The organism is Actinoplanes campanulatus, from assembly GCF_014647795.1.
Lineage (GTDB): Bacteria > Actinomycetota > Actinomycetes > Mycobacteriales > Micromonosporaceae > Actinoplanes > Actinoplanes campanulatus.
Genome location: NZ_BMPW01000001.1, coordinates 304,767 through 320,575, shown reverse-complemented (window position 1 = coordinate 320,575; position 15,809 = coordinate 304,767). Strand labels below are relative to the sequence as shown.

Here is a 15,809-nt window from a genome sequence, read left to right as displayed (position 1 = left end):
AGATACCTCCTGATATCAGCCGAGCAACCAGGTGTCCTTCGATCCGCCACCCCGCGAGGAGTTGACGATCATGCTGCCGGCGGGCGCCACCCGGGTCAGGGCGGCCGGGGCCACCACCGACTCCTTTCCGGTGAAGACGAACGCCCGCAGGTCGACGTGCCGCGGGGCGAGCCGGTGCCCGTCGAAGACCGGATGGGTGGAGAGCTCGACCAGCTCCTGCGCCACCCAGCGGTGCGGGGCGGCCCGGATCTGCCGGCGCAGCGCCTCCAGGTCGGCGGGGCTCGCGTGCGGGCCGATCACGATCCGGTCGCCGCCGTAGCCGTCGACCGGCTTGCAGACCAGCTCGCCGAGACGGCTCAGCACCTCGGCACGCTGCTCCGGGATCCCGCACAGATAGGTGGGCACGTCCGCGAGCAGCGGCTTCTGGCCCAGGTAGTACTCGATGAGGCGGGGGACGAAGGCGTACACCGCCTTGTCGTCGGCCACCCCGTTGCCGAGCGCGTTGGCCAGCACCACGGTGTCCGCGTGCAGCGCGGACACCAGGCTGGGGCCGAGCGGCATGCCGTCCGCGCCCGGCGAGTGCACCAGACTGTCCTCGCCCATGCGCAGGTAGATGACGTCGACCGGGCGCCGGTGGCCGTCCCGCAGCCGCCACACCCGGCCCTCGTCGACGAACAGCTCGGTGCTGCGGACCACCGGCACCTCCATGGCCTCGGCGAGCATCCGGTGCTCGAACCAGGCCGAGTCGTCCGGACCCTGACTGAGTACGACGAGCGCCGGATCGTCGCCGGCGGCCGGGCCGGCCGCCTCCAGCAGGGCCCGCTTCAGCAGGCGCGGGGTCTCCTCCACCGAGATCAGCGCGGCCGGGCGGGGCAGCTCGGGCAGGACGCTCCAGGTGAGACGGCGGTTCTGCATGGCGTACGCGATCCCGGACGGCACCCGCAGGTTGTCCTCCAGCACGCACCACTTCCCGGCCCCGTCACGGACCAGGTCGACCCCGGCCACCTGGGCGCGGACCGCCGGCCGGCTGATCAGGGCGCCGCTGGCCCGCAGCTCCGGCGACCCGTCGATCACCCAGTCGGGCACGATGCCGTCGGCCACCACCTGCCGGTCGCCGTAGACGTCGTTGAGGAACGCGTCGAGCGCCCGGACCCGCTGCACCAGGCCCTCGGTGAGGTGCCGCCAGTCGCCGGCCGGCACGATCCGGGGCACCAGGTCGAACGGGAACAGCCGGGTGGCGGCCTCACCGGCCACACTGAACGTGATCCCACGGGCGCGCTGCTCGTCGTCGCGGTGGTCCTCGCGCTGCCGCAGGCCGGTGGCGCCGAGCGAGGTGAGCACCGGCAGGATCCCGGAGTAGGCGGGGGAGACGCGCCCGCCCGGGAAGGCCTCGTCGCCGTCGGCCACGTACGCCTCGATCAGCGCCGGCGCCGGGGCGCCCGCCGGGCCCGTCTCGGTCACCCCGCCGCGGGTCTCGGCCACCAGCGCGTCGACCACGTCGGAGAGCCGGCCGCGCCGGGCCAGGGCGCGCCGCTGCCGGGCCGCCGAGCTGCCCCGGCTCAGCGCCCGCAGGGTGAGGTCGAAGACCTGGTCCCAGTCGCCCAGCTCCTCCAGTTGCGGGCGCAGCTCACCGACCAGGCGCTCCACCGCGACGGCGGCCGGCACCGGGACCGGCGAGCGGGGCAGGTCCAGCAGGTCGCCCTCCAGACCGGACCGGGCGGCCCGCCACATCGCGGCCCGGTGCAGCGGCGGCCGCGGATCCGGGAGGGGGACACCGGCCCGGTGCTCGATCCGGGCGCGCAGCACGAGCGCGCGGAACAGCCCGGCCAACAGCACCACGGTCTCCACGTCGGGGCTGGCGTCGGTGACCCGCAGTTCCACGGTGGGCACGTGCGCCGACGGCCGGACGTCGAAGTAGACCATCTTCGGGTCACTGATCGTCCCGGACGCGATCAGGTCGCTGACCAGGGCCTCGTGCTCCTGCGCCGAGTGCAGCCGGCCACTGTCGCCGGCGGTCGGCCAGCGCATCCACACCAGGGAGCGGACGCTGGCGTACCCGGAGTCCTCACCCATCCAGTAGGGCGAGCTGGCGGAGAGCCCGAGCAGCACCGGCAGCACCGGCGTCACCCGCTGGGCGACCGCGACCGCCTCGTCCGGGTCCGGCACCCCGACGTGCACCTGGGCGCCGCAGATCAGCTGCTCGCGGACGAGCATCTGGTACTCGTGCAGCATCCGTTGGTAGCGGGACGTCGGGGTGACCGGCAGCGCGTCCAGGTCGACCAGCGGTACGGTGCCGGCCGCGACCAGCCCGAGGCCCAGCGACTCGGCCACCCCGATCGCCGTACGCCGCCGCGCGACGATCCCGGCCCGCAGATCGTCCAGGGTGGCGCTGACCGGGGTGTTGGTCTCCACCACCGACCGGTGCAGTTCGGCCGAGAAGTGTGCCTCGTCCAACCGGTCCAGGATCTCCGGCGCCCGGGGAACCAGCTCACGGGTGCCGAGGTCGACGACGTGGAGTTCCTCCTCCACACCGAGGGTGAGTGCGGCCCGTTCGGGGACGCGCGGATCCGACGCCTGTAGTGACTCCGTCATCGAGACCGCCTCTGCATAGGTTCAGCCCGGTTTCGCCGGAGCCTTTCCATAGGATGTAGCGAATCTGTGACGTGCCCGTTTCGCGCCGCGGTCAAGCATGACGATGGCGACACTCCAGCCCGGGCCGGAGGTCCTTTGCAGCTCACCGGTAGTGTCGCCCGGTGACGCCCGACACCCGCGGAGGTCCTTCATGAGCAGCGTCGTCGTAATCACCGGATCGGCCGGTCTGATCGGTTCGGAGGCGGTCCGGCACTTCGCCGCCCTCGGCATGGACGTGGTCGGGGTCGACAACGACATGCGCGGCTACTTCTTCGGTGCCGACGGCTCCACCCAGTGGAACCTCCAGCGCCTGGTGAAGGAGGTCGGCGACCGGTACACCCACCACAGCGTCGACATCCGGGACCGGGACGGGCTGGACCGGCTCTTCGCCGAGCTGGGGTCGAACATCGGGCTGGTCATCCACGCCGCCGCGCAGCCCAGCCACGACTGGGCGGCCCGCGAGCCGTTCACCGACTTCGACGTGAACGCGGTCGGCACGATCAACATGCTCGAGGCGACCCGGCGGCACGCGATCGACGCGCCGTTCATCTTCACCTCGACCAACAAGGTGTACGGCGACACGCCCAACTCGCTGCCGCTGGTCGAGCTGGAGACGCGGTACGAGCTGCCCGAGGACCACCGGTGGTACGGCGGCATCGACGAGACCATGACGATCGACAACAGCATGCACTCGGTCTTCGGCGCCTCGAAGGTGGCGGCCGACATCATGGTCCAGGAGTACGGCCGCTACTTCGACATGCCGACCGCGGTCTTCCGGGGCGGCACGCTGACCGGTCCCGGCCACTCGGCGGCCGAGCTGCACGGCTTCCTGGCGTACGTGATGCGCTGCGTGATGGAGCAGCGGACGTACAAGATCTTCGGCTACAAGGGCAAGATGGTCCGCGACGCCATCCACTCGCACGACCTGATCACCGCGTTCGAGGCGTTCCACAAGGCGCCGCGGGTGGCCGAGATCTACAACATGGGCGGCGGCCGGTTCTCCAACTGCTCGCACATCGAGGCTTTCAAGATCGCTTCGGAGATCACCGGTCTGGAGGCCCGTACCGAGTACGTGGACCAGGCCCGGCAGGGCGACCACCAGTGGTGGATCAGCGGCACCGGCCGGTTCGAGGAGCACTACCCGGACTGGAAGCTGACCTACGACGTGCCGGCCATCCTGCGGGAGATCTACGAGGCCAACCACGAGGTCTGGAAGTCCTGACGCATAGTTATGCGCCCGAGTGCCGCCCGGTGATCCACTGGGCGGCACTTTCTGTGTACTTACTGTAAGGGCCGCTTAGTTAATCACCCGTTAACCGACCTTCGGTACATTACCGAAATGTCCGACTTGACGCAGATCCTGCGCCGGGACTTGCCGGCGTCCATCGTCGTATTCCTGATCGCCATTCCGTTGTCCCTCGGCATCGCCGCGGCGTCCGGGGCCCCGTTGCTCTCCGGGCTGGTGGCCGCCGTCGTCGGCGGCATCGTCGCGGGCGCCCTGGGCGGCGCCCCGTTACAGGTCAGCGGCCCGGCCGCCGGCCTCACCGTGATAGTCGCCGGCGCCGTCGCCGACTTCGGATTCGCCGGCACGGCCGCCATCGTCGCGGTCGCCGGCCTGGTGCAGATCCTCCTCGGCACGTCCCGGATGGGCCGCGCCGCCCTGGCCCTGTCACCCGCGGTCGTACACGGCATGCTCGCCGGCATCGGACTGGTCATCGCGCTCAGCCAGGTGCACGTCATGCTCGGCGGCACCCCGCAGAGCTCCGCCTGGCGCAACCTGCGCGACCTGCCCGGCCAGATCGCCGCCCACCACGGCGCGGCCGCCGTGCTCGGCATCCTCACCGTCGCCGTCCTGGTGTTCTGGCCCCGCCTGATCCGCAGCTCGATGCTCCCGGCCGCCCTGGTCGCGGTGGTGTCGATGACCGCGATCGCCGCCGCCACCGGCGCCGACGTGGCCCGGGTCGACCTGCCCGACGAACCGCTCGCCGGGCTGATCACACCAAGCTGGCCGGACGCCCCGGTCCGTGAGATCGCCGTGGCCGTCCTCACCATCGCCCTGGTCGCCAGCGTCGAGTCGCTGCTCTCCGCGGTCGCCGTCGACCGGCTGCACGACGGCCCGCGCGCCAACCTCAACCGGGAACTGGTCGCCCAGGGCGCCGCCAACACGGCATCCGGCCTGCTCGGCGGGCTCCCGGTGACCGGCGTGATCGTGCGCAGCTCCACCAACGTGGCGGCCGGCGCGCGTACCCGGGCCTCGGCGATCCTGCACGGCGTCTGGGTCGCGGTGTTCGTGCTGCTCTGCGCCGGCCTGCTGGAGACCATCCCGATGGCGGTGCTGGCCGCCGTACTGATCGTGGTCGGACTCCGGCTGGTCAGCCTGGCCCAGATCCGCACCTACGCCCGGCACCGGGAACTGCCCACCTACCTGGTCACCGCCCTCGGCGTGGTCGCCACCGACCTGCTCACCGGCGTCGCCCTCGGCATGATCACCGCGGCGCTGCTGATCCTCTGGCGGCTCACCCGCTCCGAGATCCGCCGGGTCGAACGCGCCCCCGGCGACTGGCTGGTCACCATCAACGGCACCCTGTCCTTCGTCGAGTCGGCCCGCCTAACCCGCGAGCTGGGCGGCGTGCCGGGCGGCAGCGACGTCGACCTCGAACTCCACCTCGACTACCTGGACCACGGCGCCTACGAGACGATCCGCGACTGGTGCTCGGCACACGAGCGGACCAGCGGCACGGTCCGGATCCGCGAAGTGCACGACTCCTGGTTCTCCCAGGCCACCTCGGGCCGGCTGGGCAGCGGCAAACGCACCCCGCGGGTGCTCGGCTCCTGGTCCCGCTGGCAGGACATGGACCAGCAGCGCCGCGGCGCCATGGCGGCCGGCATCGCCGAGTTCGAGCGCACCGTGGCCCCGCTGGTCCGGCCACACCTGGCCGACCTGGCCCGCGACGGTCAACGGCCGCAGCAGCTCTTCATCACCTGCGCCGACTCCCGGCTGGTCCCCAACCTGATCACCGCGAGCGGCCCGGGCGACCTGTTCTGCGTCCGCAACGTCGGCAACATCGTGCCCCCGCACGGCGCCGGCGACGTCTCGGCCGGCGCGGCCGTCGAATACGCCGTCGACGTCCTCGGCGTCACCACCATCACGGTCTGCGGCCACTCCGGCTGCGGGGCCGTCCGCGCCCTGATGAGCGGCGCGGCCCTGCCCGGCTCCGCACTCGGCGACTGGCTCGCCCTCTCCGGGGTCGACTTCGGCGACGCCGCCGACGAGGAACGCTGCTGCACCGACAACGTCGTGCGGCAACTCGCCAACCTGCGCACCTATCCGGCGGTCCGGGCCGCCGAGGCGGCCGGCCGCCTGCGCCTCACCGGCATGTACTTCGACCTCGCCGAAGCCCGGATGTACGAGGTCGATCCGGTCCTCGGCGACGCCCGCCCCATCTCGTCGATCCCGGCCGCCTGACATCAAAGCCCGTTTCCGGTACGTGGTGGAACGCCCCCGAAGAATCGTGGCCGTTCCGCCCTGCCACGCGATCGCCCTGCGGCCTCCCGGCCGTAGCGCGCCCACGCGTTCTCGCGCTCTCGCGATTCTCGCGGTGATCTTGGACGTTTTCCCACCGCTGGGGGTGGTCAATCGTTCAAGATCGCGCCGGGCGGGAGTGGCGCTCTTACCGCGCGCCCTGGCCGTGCGGCGCCAGCCGCACGGGCCACCGGGTCCGGCTCGTTGCGCCGACCAGCGCACACGTAACGGTTTGCGTGGTCGCCCGCCCGCGTCATGGCGGCAGGCCGGGCACACGGACGGCGCGACGTGGTCGCCCGCCGGGCCGGACAGCGCGGGCGGCGGACGGCAGTGGGGCAATTGACCAGCAGGGTCAGCGCTGACGGCCAGCCGAACAAGATCGACAACCACGCACACGATCGGCAGGGGTGCTCGGTCAGCGGGGCATGAACACCAGGCGGTCTCGGAACTGGGCCAGTTTTTCGGGGGTCAGGCCGTCGCAGTAGACCAGCAACTCGTCCGGGCTGGTGAAACCGTTGTGCAGGTCGCGGGCCTCGGCGATGCGGTCGGCTAGCGGGCGCTCGATCCGCAGGGCGCGGGCCAGCCACTCGGCGGGGACGTGGTTGACGTCGACGAGGCCGCCGTCGTCGTACTCGCGGCCCGGCAGGTCGGGGCGGCCGATCATCAGCTCGGACGCGATGGACGGCTGCTCGGCCTGGACCCGGCGGGCCTCCTCCCGGCGGGCGGCCCGCCACTGCGCCTTGGCCAGCGCCGGATCGACGGCCGGCGCCCGGTTCCAGTCCGGGCGCGGCGGCGGGTAGTGGGTCAGGCGGGGGCGGGGGGTGGCTCTGCCGTACGCCGGAGGTTGGGGTCGGGGTTGGGGGTTTCGGCTGAAGAACTCGGCCCGGACCCGCTGCTGGAGGAATCCGACGTGGAACGTCCCGGCCACCCACAGGACCATGGAGACCATGCTGAGCAGGATCGCCGCCGTCGAATCCGAGCCGTCACTCGTCACCGCCGAGCCCGCGCAGTTGCCGAAGAACGCCACGAAGTAGACGCCGGAGAGGATCAGGTGCGTCCGTGAGCGGAGCTTGATCGCACCGGCCAGCACCATCGGGGCCGTCCCCAGCCCGCAGGTCAGCAACGGGACGAGAAACCACCAGAAGGTGACCGGCGGTTCCGGCGGTCGCTGCCATCCGGCACGGGCTCGCGGATCGGGCTGCATGCCACGACGGTAGAACCGGACATCAAGCGACACCAGGGTCAGCGCCGTGACCAGGGCAGAAGGCCCCCGGACAGCGGCGGCAGCAGGGTGCGGCGCCGGAGGAAGTCGTCGAGCAGCGCGTCGGGCACCGGCAACTCCGGGCGGGGCAGGTCGACGTGGCCCGAGTCGTTCAGTCTCAGGCGGTAACGGTCCCGATGGATGGCCACCGAACGGACCAGTGCCCAGTTCCACACCTTGCGGCTCTCCGCGGTGCGGACCTCGACCCCGTCGTCGGTGACCGTCCAGATCTCCGGGAGCGGCGTGATCACCCGCCGGGCCCGGCGCGGGCGGGTGCGGATCTCGATGCCGATCGCGCCCAGCCCGGTGATCGCCAGGACCGCGGCGGACACGGTGAACGGGCCCGGGGCGTCCAGCCACAGGCCGAGCGCTGTTCCGGCGACCCCGGCCAGGACCAGCGGCGCGACGAGCGGGATGAGCCGGCGCGGGGCCCGGCGCAGCGGGGGCAACGGCTCGTTCCGGCTGATCTCGAGATGCACGGTCATGCCGCCGGCGATTCCGCGGACGAACTGGTGGCGGAGTCCGGGCGGTCGGGGACGATGGCGGAGTCCAGGTGGTCGGGGCCGATGCTGGATTCCGGGCGGTCGACCACCGCGCAGAGGAAGGTCCGCAGCTCGGCGTCCTGTTCCGGGGTGAGCGGCGCCCGCGGGATGTCGACGGCCTGACCGGTCCTGGTGCGCAGCAGGTAGGCGTCGTCCAGTACGAACATCGCCTCGAACGCCGACCATTCGTACCCGGTGGACGACTCGGCCGTGGACGCGACGAGCCGCTCGTCGGTGAGCACCCAGTCGTGCGGGGTCAGCTCGGCTACCGGCACCGGAGCGGTCCGGCGGGCCGCCCGCACGGCCAGCCACCGTGCGAACCCGATCGCCGCGATCGCCGCCAGGATCAGCAGGCCCCCGGTCACCAGGGCGTTCGGGCTGAACTCACCGCCCACCACGATGAACACGGCCACGATCCCGATCGGATACACCACGGCGGACAGCATCTTGGCGGCCCGCGAGGTCCGGTCCGGGAACCTGTTCCGGTAGTACTCGGGGGAGCGGGTGTCGGTGAACTCGATGTGCACCGATGGATCTTACGAATGTGCCCGCACCCGGGGTGGGCGCGGGCACATTCATCCCCGTGTCGCTCAGTTTCGCGTGATGGTGAAGGTGGTCGTCGGGTTCTCGATGTCGCGGTAGTTGTCGCTCAACTGGAGGTTGGTGAAGGTGGCCGAGCCGACCGCCGGCCCCTGGCCCGCCTCCGGCATCGGGTTGGCCCAGATTCCGTAGCCGGACTTCGCGTCGAACTGGTCGCCGCTCTTCTTCGCCCCGGTGATCGACACGTTGGTGAAGATCGTGTCCTTGATCGGGTTCTGCGGCTGGCCGCCCACATAGTTGGTCTGGAACATGATCCCGGAGTAGGTGGGGTCGACGATGTCGACGTTGTTCACCCGGATGCCCTGGAACACCTTGGACGCGGAGAACACCCAGATCGCCGGGAACACCTGGCTGCCCCAGAAGTGGCCGCCCGCCCGGACGATCGAGATGTTCTCGAACACGGTCGGCGGGCTGGCGCCGAAACCGTTCATCGGGTAGCCGAAGTCCAGCGAGCTGATCGTGATGCCCGAGTAGACCAGGGTGTCCGCGATGTAGATGTTCTTGAACGTGTTGGCGTACCCGCCGTAGACCGCGATGCCGGCGGCCCGCCAGGTCAGCGTGGTGGACAGGTTCGAGTAGACGTTGTTGATCTCGTCGGAGCCGCCGGCGTCGATGGCGGAGAACAGCGCGAAGCTGTCGTCACCGGTGGCCCGGGCGTCGTTGTTGTCGACCAGGTTGTCGGTGCTGCCGTTGGTCATGTTGACGCCGTCGGCGAACATGTTCCGGATCCGCGAGTTGGTGATCTTCATCCGGTCGGTGTTCGCGCCCCAGTAGAGGCACACCGTGTGTTCGGCCCAGATGTTGTCGATCGTGATGTCGGCGACGTTGGCCAGGTCGAACACCTTGCCGGGGCCGTCGATGCGGATCGTGTAGTTGCCGAAGAACGCGAAGTTCGCGAACGTCGAGCCGTTGGCGGTGGCGTCGGCCCGGAAGCCGGCGTCCGTCTCGGACTGGGTGGACGGAGTGTGGAAGCGGGTGTACCAGGGACCGGCGCCGATGACCCGCAGCGACCGCCCGTACACCTGGAACTTGTTGCTCGTCTGGTAGTCGCCGGCCGGCAGGTAGACGCCCAGCTTGGTGGCGTCCTGACGGGCGGCGTCCAGTGCGTTCTGCACCGACTGGTGGTCGAATCCGGCCGGCACGACATAGCGGGACGGATCCGGGTTGGCGATCGGGGCGACCTGCTCAAGGTTGATGAAGTCGATGGCGATGTTGCCGGTGTTGACTGCATCCTTCTGTAGCTTGACCGTACTTCCGGCAGGTATTGATCCAGTCAACATGATGTTGGCTTCGTCGTAGATGTGGCGCGGACCGGTCCCCGAGTTCTGCGGGTTGGTCTCGTTGCCGTACAGCCAGGCGAAACGAGAGGTCAGCGGCAACGTCCTGTTGAGCGTGCCGTTGACGTACACGTTGATCGAGCTGGTCGTGCCGTCCGGGATGGAGAACCGCGCCACCACCGTGTTGGTCGCCGCGCGGGTGGTCCACTGCACGTACGAGCCGGTCTGGTTGAGCGTGACCGCCTTTCGGCCGGACGCCTCGCCGGCCAGGTCACCGACGATCCGGTTCGGGCCGACGACCTGCGCGCCGCCGCCGGTCTGACCGTCCTCGGCCTCGTACATGTCGTACGGCATGTTCGCGCCACGCCCCACGAAGAACGGCTTCTCACTGGTGTTGTTGCCCTGCTTCACCGGCAGCTCGTTGGTGTCGCTCGCGACCACCGTCCGAACCGTGTACTTACCGTTGACCGCGGTCCAGGTGCCCAGGTTGATCGACGGCGACGAGGCGCCGGCGGCCAGGGGGCCGGTCCACGAGCCGGTGAACGTCCTCACCACGGAGGCGCCGTTCAGGATCGTCACGGTGACGCCGTGCGCGCCGCCGCCGCTGGGCGCGGTGCCCTGGTTCTTCAGCGTCGCCGAGAAGGTGACGGTGTTGCCGGCCGCCGGGTTGCCCGGGGACCAGGAGACCACCGAGGCGACCAGGTCGGAACTGCTGACCGGCGCCACGACCAGGTTGTTCGGGCTGTTGTAGGAGTTGTTGGCGTCGTTGGTCTCGATGACCGTGTTCGCCTCGTCGACCTTCGCGCTGACCGCGTAGGTGCCCGCGTCCCGCGCGCCGATCGAGGCGGTGACGGTCGCGGTGGCGCCGGCCGCCAGAGCGCCCACCGAGGCGGTGCCGGCCTTCGCCGTACCCAGGTAGAAGTTGACCTCGGAGGCGGGAGACGCGGCCGTGCCCGCGTTGCGCACGGTGGCGGACAGCGTGATCGCGTCGGTCTCGACCGGTGTCGCCGGGGAGGTCGAGACGGCCGTGACCGTGAGGTCCGGGTTCGGCGCCGGGGTGCCGACGACCTGGAGTTCCGCGACCTGGCCGCTGGGCGCGCCGGTGTTGGCGGTGAAGGACAGACGGACGTCCGCGGTGGTCGCGCTCACCGGCACGGTCACCGTGTTGCCACTCGCCGGATTGAAGCTGTACGTCGCGGAGCCCACGATCGTGGTGTACGCGGACGCCGACTGCTCCCGCCCGAGGATCGCGAACGTCTGCTGCCGCGCGCCCCACTCGGTGGCCGGGTTCAGCTTGACCACCACCGACGACACGGTGGCGTTGGCGCCCAGCTTGACCGTCAGGTTCGCGGGGTACGCGCTGCCCTCCCAGTAGGTGGCGGTGTCGTTGTCGTTCGCGTTCGCGGCCACGAAGGTGTGGATCACCGAGGACGCCTCGATCGGCTTGCCGACCGCCATGTTCGCGCCGTTCTGCGGGGTCCCGGTGCGGGTGACCGTGTTGCCGGCCGCCGACTCGTTGCCGGCCGCGTCACGGGCCTTCACGTAGTAGGCGACGGTCGCCGTGTCCGGCTGGCTGTCGGTGTACGTGGTCTGCGTGACCGTGGTCTTCAAGGTCCCGTTGGCGTACACGTTGTAGCCGGTCACGCCCACGTTGTCGGTCGACGCGCCCCAGGCCAGGCGGATCTGCCCGGCCGCCGGCTGGGTGTAGGACAGCGTCCCCGGCGTGGTCGGCGCCTGGCTGTCACCGGAGGCGCCGGTACGGGTCACCGTGTTGCTGTCAGCCGAGACGTTGCCGGCCGCGTCCTTGGCCCGCACGTAGTACTGCACGGTCGCCGAGTCGGGCTGGTTGTCGGTGAAGGTCAGCACGTTGCCGGCCACCGACGTACGCAGGACACCGTTGGCGTAGACGTCGTAGCCGGTGACGCCCACGTTGTCGGTCGACGCGTTCCAGGTCAGCCGGATCTGTCCGCTCGCCGGCTCGGTGTAGGCGAGGTTGCCGGGCGCGGTCGGCGCCTGGCTGTCCCCGGCCACCGGGCCGTAGATCTCCAGTTCGGAGAGCTGCCCGGCGGGCCACGCCGTGTTGCCGGTGAAGTTCAGCCGGACGAAGCGCGCGCTCGCCGTACCGAAATCGATCGTCACCGTGTTGCCGGAGGACGGGTTGAAGCTGTACCCGGCGCTGGCCTTGAGATCGCTGAACGAGGTGCCGGTCGTGCTGCCCTGAATGGACAGTGTCTGGGTGCGGGTGTTCCAGGCGGTGGCCGGCGGCAGCTTGAGGACGGCCTGGTTCACCTGGGTGGCGGTGCCGAGGTCGACCTGGAGCCACTGCGGGAAGGCGTTGTTGGCGCTCTCCCAGTAGGTGTTGGCGTTGCCGTCGCCGGCGTTCCCGGCCGGGTAGACGTCGGTGTGGCTGGAGGCGCTGAAGGTCTTGCCGGCCGCGAGGTTCGGTCCGGCGGCCGTGGCGGGCGGGGCGTGCACGAGGGCGGCGATCACGCTCGCGGCCGCCACCGCGGCTATGAACCTGAATCTGGACATGAGGGAGCGCACCTTTCTTCCAGTCTTTCCGGGGAAGGTGTTTCTCGAGAACCGGCGGGTGGCCCGGTGGAGAGCCGCCCGCCGGCGTATCAGGAGCCGCCTCAGAGGCGCAGCCAGACCGCGGTGTCCCGGGGGAGGAGGTCACCGTCGAGCGGGCTGCTGGCGAGCAGGATGCCCCGGTGCTCCGGCAGGGACACCGGTGCGCCGGAGAGGTTGAGCACGCAGGCGAAATCCGTCCCGCGGGTCCAGGCGAGCACGTCCTCGCCACGGTCCAGCCAGGCGAAGTCGTGGCCGGTGAAGGTGCGCAGGCGGATCGCCGACCGGTAGAGCTCCAGCATCGAGCTGGGGTCACCGGTCTGGGCCTGGACGGTCCGGTCCTTCCACTCGGCCGGCTGCGGAAGCCACGGGGCGCCGGTGGTGAAGTCGTAGGGCGGCTCGTCGCCTGACCAGGGCATCGGTACGCGGCAGCCGTCGCGGGTGTGGCCGCGTCGCGCGTACATCGGATCTTGAATTTGATCCTCAGGAATCGCCTCGTTCTCCCAGAGGCCCAGCTCCTCACCCTGGTAGATGTAGGCCGAGCCGGGCAGTGCGAGGGTGAGCAGCGCGGCCGCCCGGGCCCGCCGGGTGCCCAGTTCCAGGTCGACCGGGGTGCCGTCGAGGTTGTTCTCGAAACTGAACGTGGTGTCGGCGCGGCCGTAGCGGGTCACGTGCCGGGTGACGTCGTGATTGGACAGCACCCAGGTGGGCGGGGCGCCGACGTGCGCGTGCGCGCCTAGGGTGCGGTTGACGCAGTCGCGCATGAGCCGCGGATCCCAGGCGCAGCCCAGGAAGTCGAAGTTGAACGCCGCGTGCAGTTCGTCCGGGCGCAGGTAGTTGGTGAACCGCTCGACGTCCGGCATCCACACCTCGCCGATCAGGGCACGGCCTTCGTATTCGTCGGCGATCCGGCGCCAGGAGCGGTAGACGTCGTGCACCGCGTCCAGGTCGTGGAACGGGTGCGGCTGTCCCTCGACGACCTCGGGCAGCGCCGGGTCCTTGAACAGCAGCGCCGCCGAGTCGATCCGGATGCCGTCGGCGCCCCGGTCGAACCAGAACCGCAGGATGCTCTCGAACTCGGCTTGGACGTCGGGATGCTCCCAGTTCAGGTCGGGCTGCTCCGGGGTGAACAGGTGCAGGTACCACGTGTCGTCGTCGACCCGGGTCCAGGCGGTCCCGCCGAACTCCCCCACCCAGTTTGTAGGCATATTTTGGCTTTTACGGAACCAAAAATAGTCCCGCTCCGGGCCACCGGCGAGGGCCGCTTTGAACCACGGATGCTCACTGGAGATGTGGTTCGGGACGATGTCGACGATGATCCGGATGCCGGCCTCGTGCGCCTCCTCGATCAGTGCCTCCGCCTCGGCCAGGTCGCCGAAGACCGGATCGATGTCACGGAAGTCGGACACGTCGTACCCGGCATCCGCCATCGGGGAGGGGTACCAGGGACTCATCCAGATCGCGTCGACGCCGAGGTCTCTCAGGTGGCCGAGCCGGGCGCGGATGCCGGCGATGTCACCGACCCCGTCACCGTCGCCATCGGCGAAACTGCGCGGATAGACCTGGTAGATCACGGCGTCACGCCACCACTGCATTGTCATCCCGTTATCCCTTGAGGCTGCCTGCGGTCAGGCCGGACATGATGTTGCGCTGGAAGATCAGGAAGATGACCACGGTCGGGAGCGCCGCGATGACCGACGCGGCGACCACCACGTTCTGCGGGGTGCCGGCCGCGAAGGCGTAGATGCCGACGCTGATCGTGCGGGTCTCCGGGTGCGGCATGACCAGCAGCGGCCAGAGGAAGTCCTTCCACACCGCGGTCACCGCGAAGATCGACACCACGCCCAGGATCGGCCGTGACATCGGCAGGATGATCGACCAGAGGGTACGCAGGGGCGTGGCCCCGTCCACGAAGGCGGCCGCCATGATCTCTTCCGGGATCGAGTCGAAGAAACGCTTGAGCAGGAAGATGTTGAAGGCGTTGGCGACCATCGGCAGCCAGATCGCGAACGGTGAGTCGATCAGGCTGAGGTTCAGCACCGGCAGGTCGATCACGGTCTGGTACTGCGGGACGATCAGCACCATGGCCGGGATCATCAGGGTCGCCAGCATGGCGCCGAGGATCACGTTGCCGAACGCCGGCCGCAGCTTGGACAGCGCGTACGCCGCCGCGGTGTCGAACACGAGCTGGAACAGCACCGCGCCGGCCGCGTAGTAGAACGTGTTGAACAGCAGCTTCGCCAGGTCGAGCTGGGTCCACGCGTCGACGTAGTTCTGCGGCTGCGGATCCTGCGGGAACAGCGTCGGCGGTGTCTGCGCGATCTCCTGGCCCGACTTGAGGGCGCCGGTGACCATCCAGTACAGCGGCCCGAGGAAGACGAGGGTGAACCCCACGACGACGACGGTCAGCAGCGTCCAGTAGATCACCCGGCCGCGGCCGCGCCGGAGCTGAGCGTGCGAGATGAGTGTCCGGGTCATGGTCAGTCCTTCGTGCTCAACCGCAGGTAGACGGCGGAGAAGGCGGCCAGGACCACGAGCATGATCACACCGAGGGCCGCGGCGCCGTTCAGGTCGTTCTGGAAGAAGCCGTGCTGGTAGATCAGGTATGCCACGGAGGTCGCCGAGTCCTGCGTGCCGGCGCCGTTGGCCAGGATCAGCGGCTCGATGAAGAGCTGCATGGTGGCGACGATCTGCATCATGGCGAGCAGCGCCAGGATCAGCCGGGTCTGCGGGATGGTGACGTGCCAGATCCGTTTCCAGATGCCGGCGCCGTCCAGTTCGGCGGCCTCGTACAGATCTCCGGAGATGTTCTGCAGTGACGCCAGATAGATCAGCACCGCGCCGCCCATGTTCATCCAGGTGGAGGCGAGCACCATGGCCGGCATCGTCATGGTCGGCGACTGCATCCACTCCGACGTGGGCAGGTGCAGGAATGTCAGAATCGCGTTGAAGAGACCGGCCTCGCTCGGGTCGTAGGCGTAGTACTTGAAGAGGAAGAGCGCCGACGCCGGCGGCAGCATGACCGGCAGGTAGACCAGCACCCGCAGGTAACCCTTGGCGTGCCGGAACTCGTTGAGCACGATCGCCACGAAGAACGGCACCGCGAACCCGACGATCAGCGCCAACCCGGTGAAGTAGAAGGTGTTCTTCCAGGCGACCCAGAAACTCGGGTCGTCGATGATCCGGAGGTAGTTGTCCCAGCCCACCCAGGTGGTCACACCGCGACGGGTGCGCTGGAAGCTCATCACCAGCCCGCGGATCATCGGGTACCACATGAAGAGGGCGAAGCAGAGGACCGCGCCGATCAGGAAGGCGTGCCCGGTCAGGTTGTCGCGGATCTTGCGGCGACTCTTCGGGGAGACCCCCGCCTCGGCTTTCACCGGGGCGGGGGCAGTCATGACCGCCAT

At 69.8% G+C, this 15,809-nt stretch carries 10 protein-coding genes; 2 read left to right on the top strand and 8 right to left on the bottom strand.

The features are described from left to right. Window positions 1–15: 15 nt before the first annotated feature. Window positions 16–2,592 (bottom strand): carboxylate--amine ligase/circularly permuted type 2 ATP-grasp protein, encoded by a 2,577-nt coding sequence (locus IEZ13_RS01420; protein ID WP_183215827.1) that lies wholly within the window; start codon window positions 2,590–2,592, stop codon window positions 16–18. A gap of 190 nt (window positions 2,593–2,782) precedes the next feature. On the opposite strand from IEZ13_RS01420, the gene IEZ13_RS01415 reads away from it, so the two are divergent. Both IEZ13_RS01415 and IEZ13_RS01410 read left to right on the top strand, forming a co-directional pair. After that, a complete protein-coding gene (locus tag IEZ13_RS01415; RefSeq protein WP_183215825.1) occupies window positions 2,783–3,853 on the top strand; it encodes an NAD-dependent epimerase/dehydratase family protein in 1,071 nt (356 codons plus the stop codon). 117 nt (window positions 3,854–3,970) lie between these two features. Then, a complete protein-coding gene (locus IEZ13_RS01410) occupies window positions 3,971–6,097 on the top strand; it encodes a SulP family inorganic anion transporter (protein ID WP_183215823.1) in 2,127 nt (708 codons plus the stop codon). A gap of 472 nt (window positions 6,098–6,569) precedes the next feature. On the opposite strand, the gene IEZ13_RS01405 is transcribed toward IEZ13_RS01410, so the two are convergent. From IEZ13_RS01405 to IEZ13_RS01375, 7 genes are all read right to left on the bottom strand, one after another. Continuing rightward, window positions 6,570–7,358, bottom strand: coding sequence for a ComEA family DNA-binding protein (locus tag IEZ13_RS01405; protein WP_183215821.1), 789 nt, complete (start codon window positions 7,356–7,358; stop codon window positions 6,570–6,572). A gap of 38 nt (window positions 7,359–7,396) precedes the next feature. Then, complete coding sequence (locus IEZ13_RS01400) at window positions 7,397–7,900, bottom strand: hypothetical protein (protein WP_183215819.1); 504 nt, start codon at window positions 7,898–7,900, stop codon at window positions 7,397–7,399. Further along, window positions 7,897–8,484 carry a YcxB family protein gene (locus IEZ13_RS01395; RefSeq protein WP_183215817.1) on the bottom strand — a complete coding sequence of 196 codons (588 nt, stop codon included), beginning with the start codon at window positions 8,482–8,484 and terminating at the stop codon, window positions 7,897–7,899. Before IEZ13_RS01395 ends, IEZ13_RS01400 begins: the two co-directional genes overlap by 4 nt. 63 nt (window positions 8,485–8,547) lie before the next feature. After that, the gene (locus IEZ13_RS01390; protein WP_221244914.1) at window positions 8,548–12,366 is read right to left on the bottom strand and encodes a discoidin domain-containing protein; all 3,819 of its coding nucleotides are present in this window, start codon (window positions 12,364–12,366) and stop codon (window positions 8,548–8,550) included. 101 nt (window positions 12,367–12,467) lie between these two features. Beyond that, a complete protein-coding gene (locus IEZ13_RS01385) occupies window positions 12,468–14,003 on the bottom strand; it encodes an alpha-amylase family glycosyl hydrolase (protein ID WP_183215815.1) in 1,536 nt (511 codons plus the stop codon). Between the two features lie 4 nt (window positions 14,004–14,007). Then, a complete protein-coding gene (locus IEZ13_RS01380; protein ID WP_183215813.1) occupies window positions 14,008–14,880 on the bottom strand; it encodes a carbohydrate ABC transporter permease in 873 nt (290 codons plus the stop codon). 2 nt (window positions 14,881–14,882) lie between these two features. Then, complete coding sequence (locus tag IEZ13_RS01375; RefSeq protein ID WP_183215811.1) at window positions 14,883–15,809, bottom strand: carbohydrate ABC transporter permease; 927 nt, start codon at window positions 15,807–15,809, stop codon at window positions 14,883–14,885.

Excerpts from the sequence above, each read along its gene's own strand:
- IEZ13_RS01420 (WP_183215827.1), bottom strand. The coding sequence starts at position 2,592 with ATGACGGAGTCACTACAGGCGTCGGATCCGCGCGTCCCCGAACGGGCC.
- IEZ13_RS01415 (WP_183215825.1), top strand. The coding sequence starts at position 2,783 with ATGAGCAGCGTCGTCGTAATCACCGGATCGGCCGGTCTGATCGGTTCG.
- IEZ13_RS01410 (WP_183215823.1), top strand. The coding sequence starts at position 3,971 with ATGTCCGACTTGACGCAGATCCTGCGCCGGGACTTGCCGGCGTCCATC.
- IEZ13_RS01405 (WP_183215821.1), bottom strand. The coding sequence starts at position 7,358 with ATGCAGCCCGATCCGCGAGCCCGTGCCGGATGGCAGCGACCGCCGGAA.
- IEZ13_RS01400 (WP_183215819.1), bottom strand. The coding sequence starts at position 7,900 with ATGACCGTGCATCTCGAGATCAGCCGGAACGAGCCGTTGCCCCCGCTG.
- IEZ13_RS01390 (WP_221244914.1), bottom strand. The coding sequence starts at position 12,366 with ATGTCCAGATTCAGGTTCATAGCCGCGGTGGCGGCCGCGAGCGTGATC.
- IEZ13_RS01385 (WP_183215815.1), bottom strand. The coding sequence starts at position 14,003 with ATGACAATGCAGTGGTGGCGTGACGCCGTGATCTACCAGGTCTATCCG.
- IEZ13_RS01380 (WP_183215813.1), bottom strand. The coding sequence starts at position 14,880 with ATGACCCGGACACTCATCTCGCACGCTCAGCTCCGGCGCGGCCGCGGC.
- IEZ13_RS01375 (WP_183215811.1), bottom strand. The coding sequence starts at position 15,809 with ATGGCGGTCATGACTGCCCCCGCCCCGGTGAAAGCCGAGGCGGGGGTC.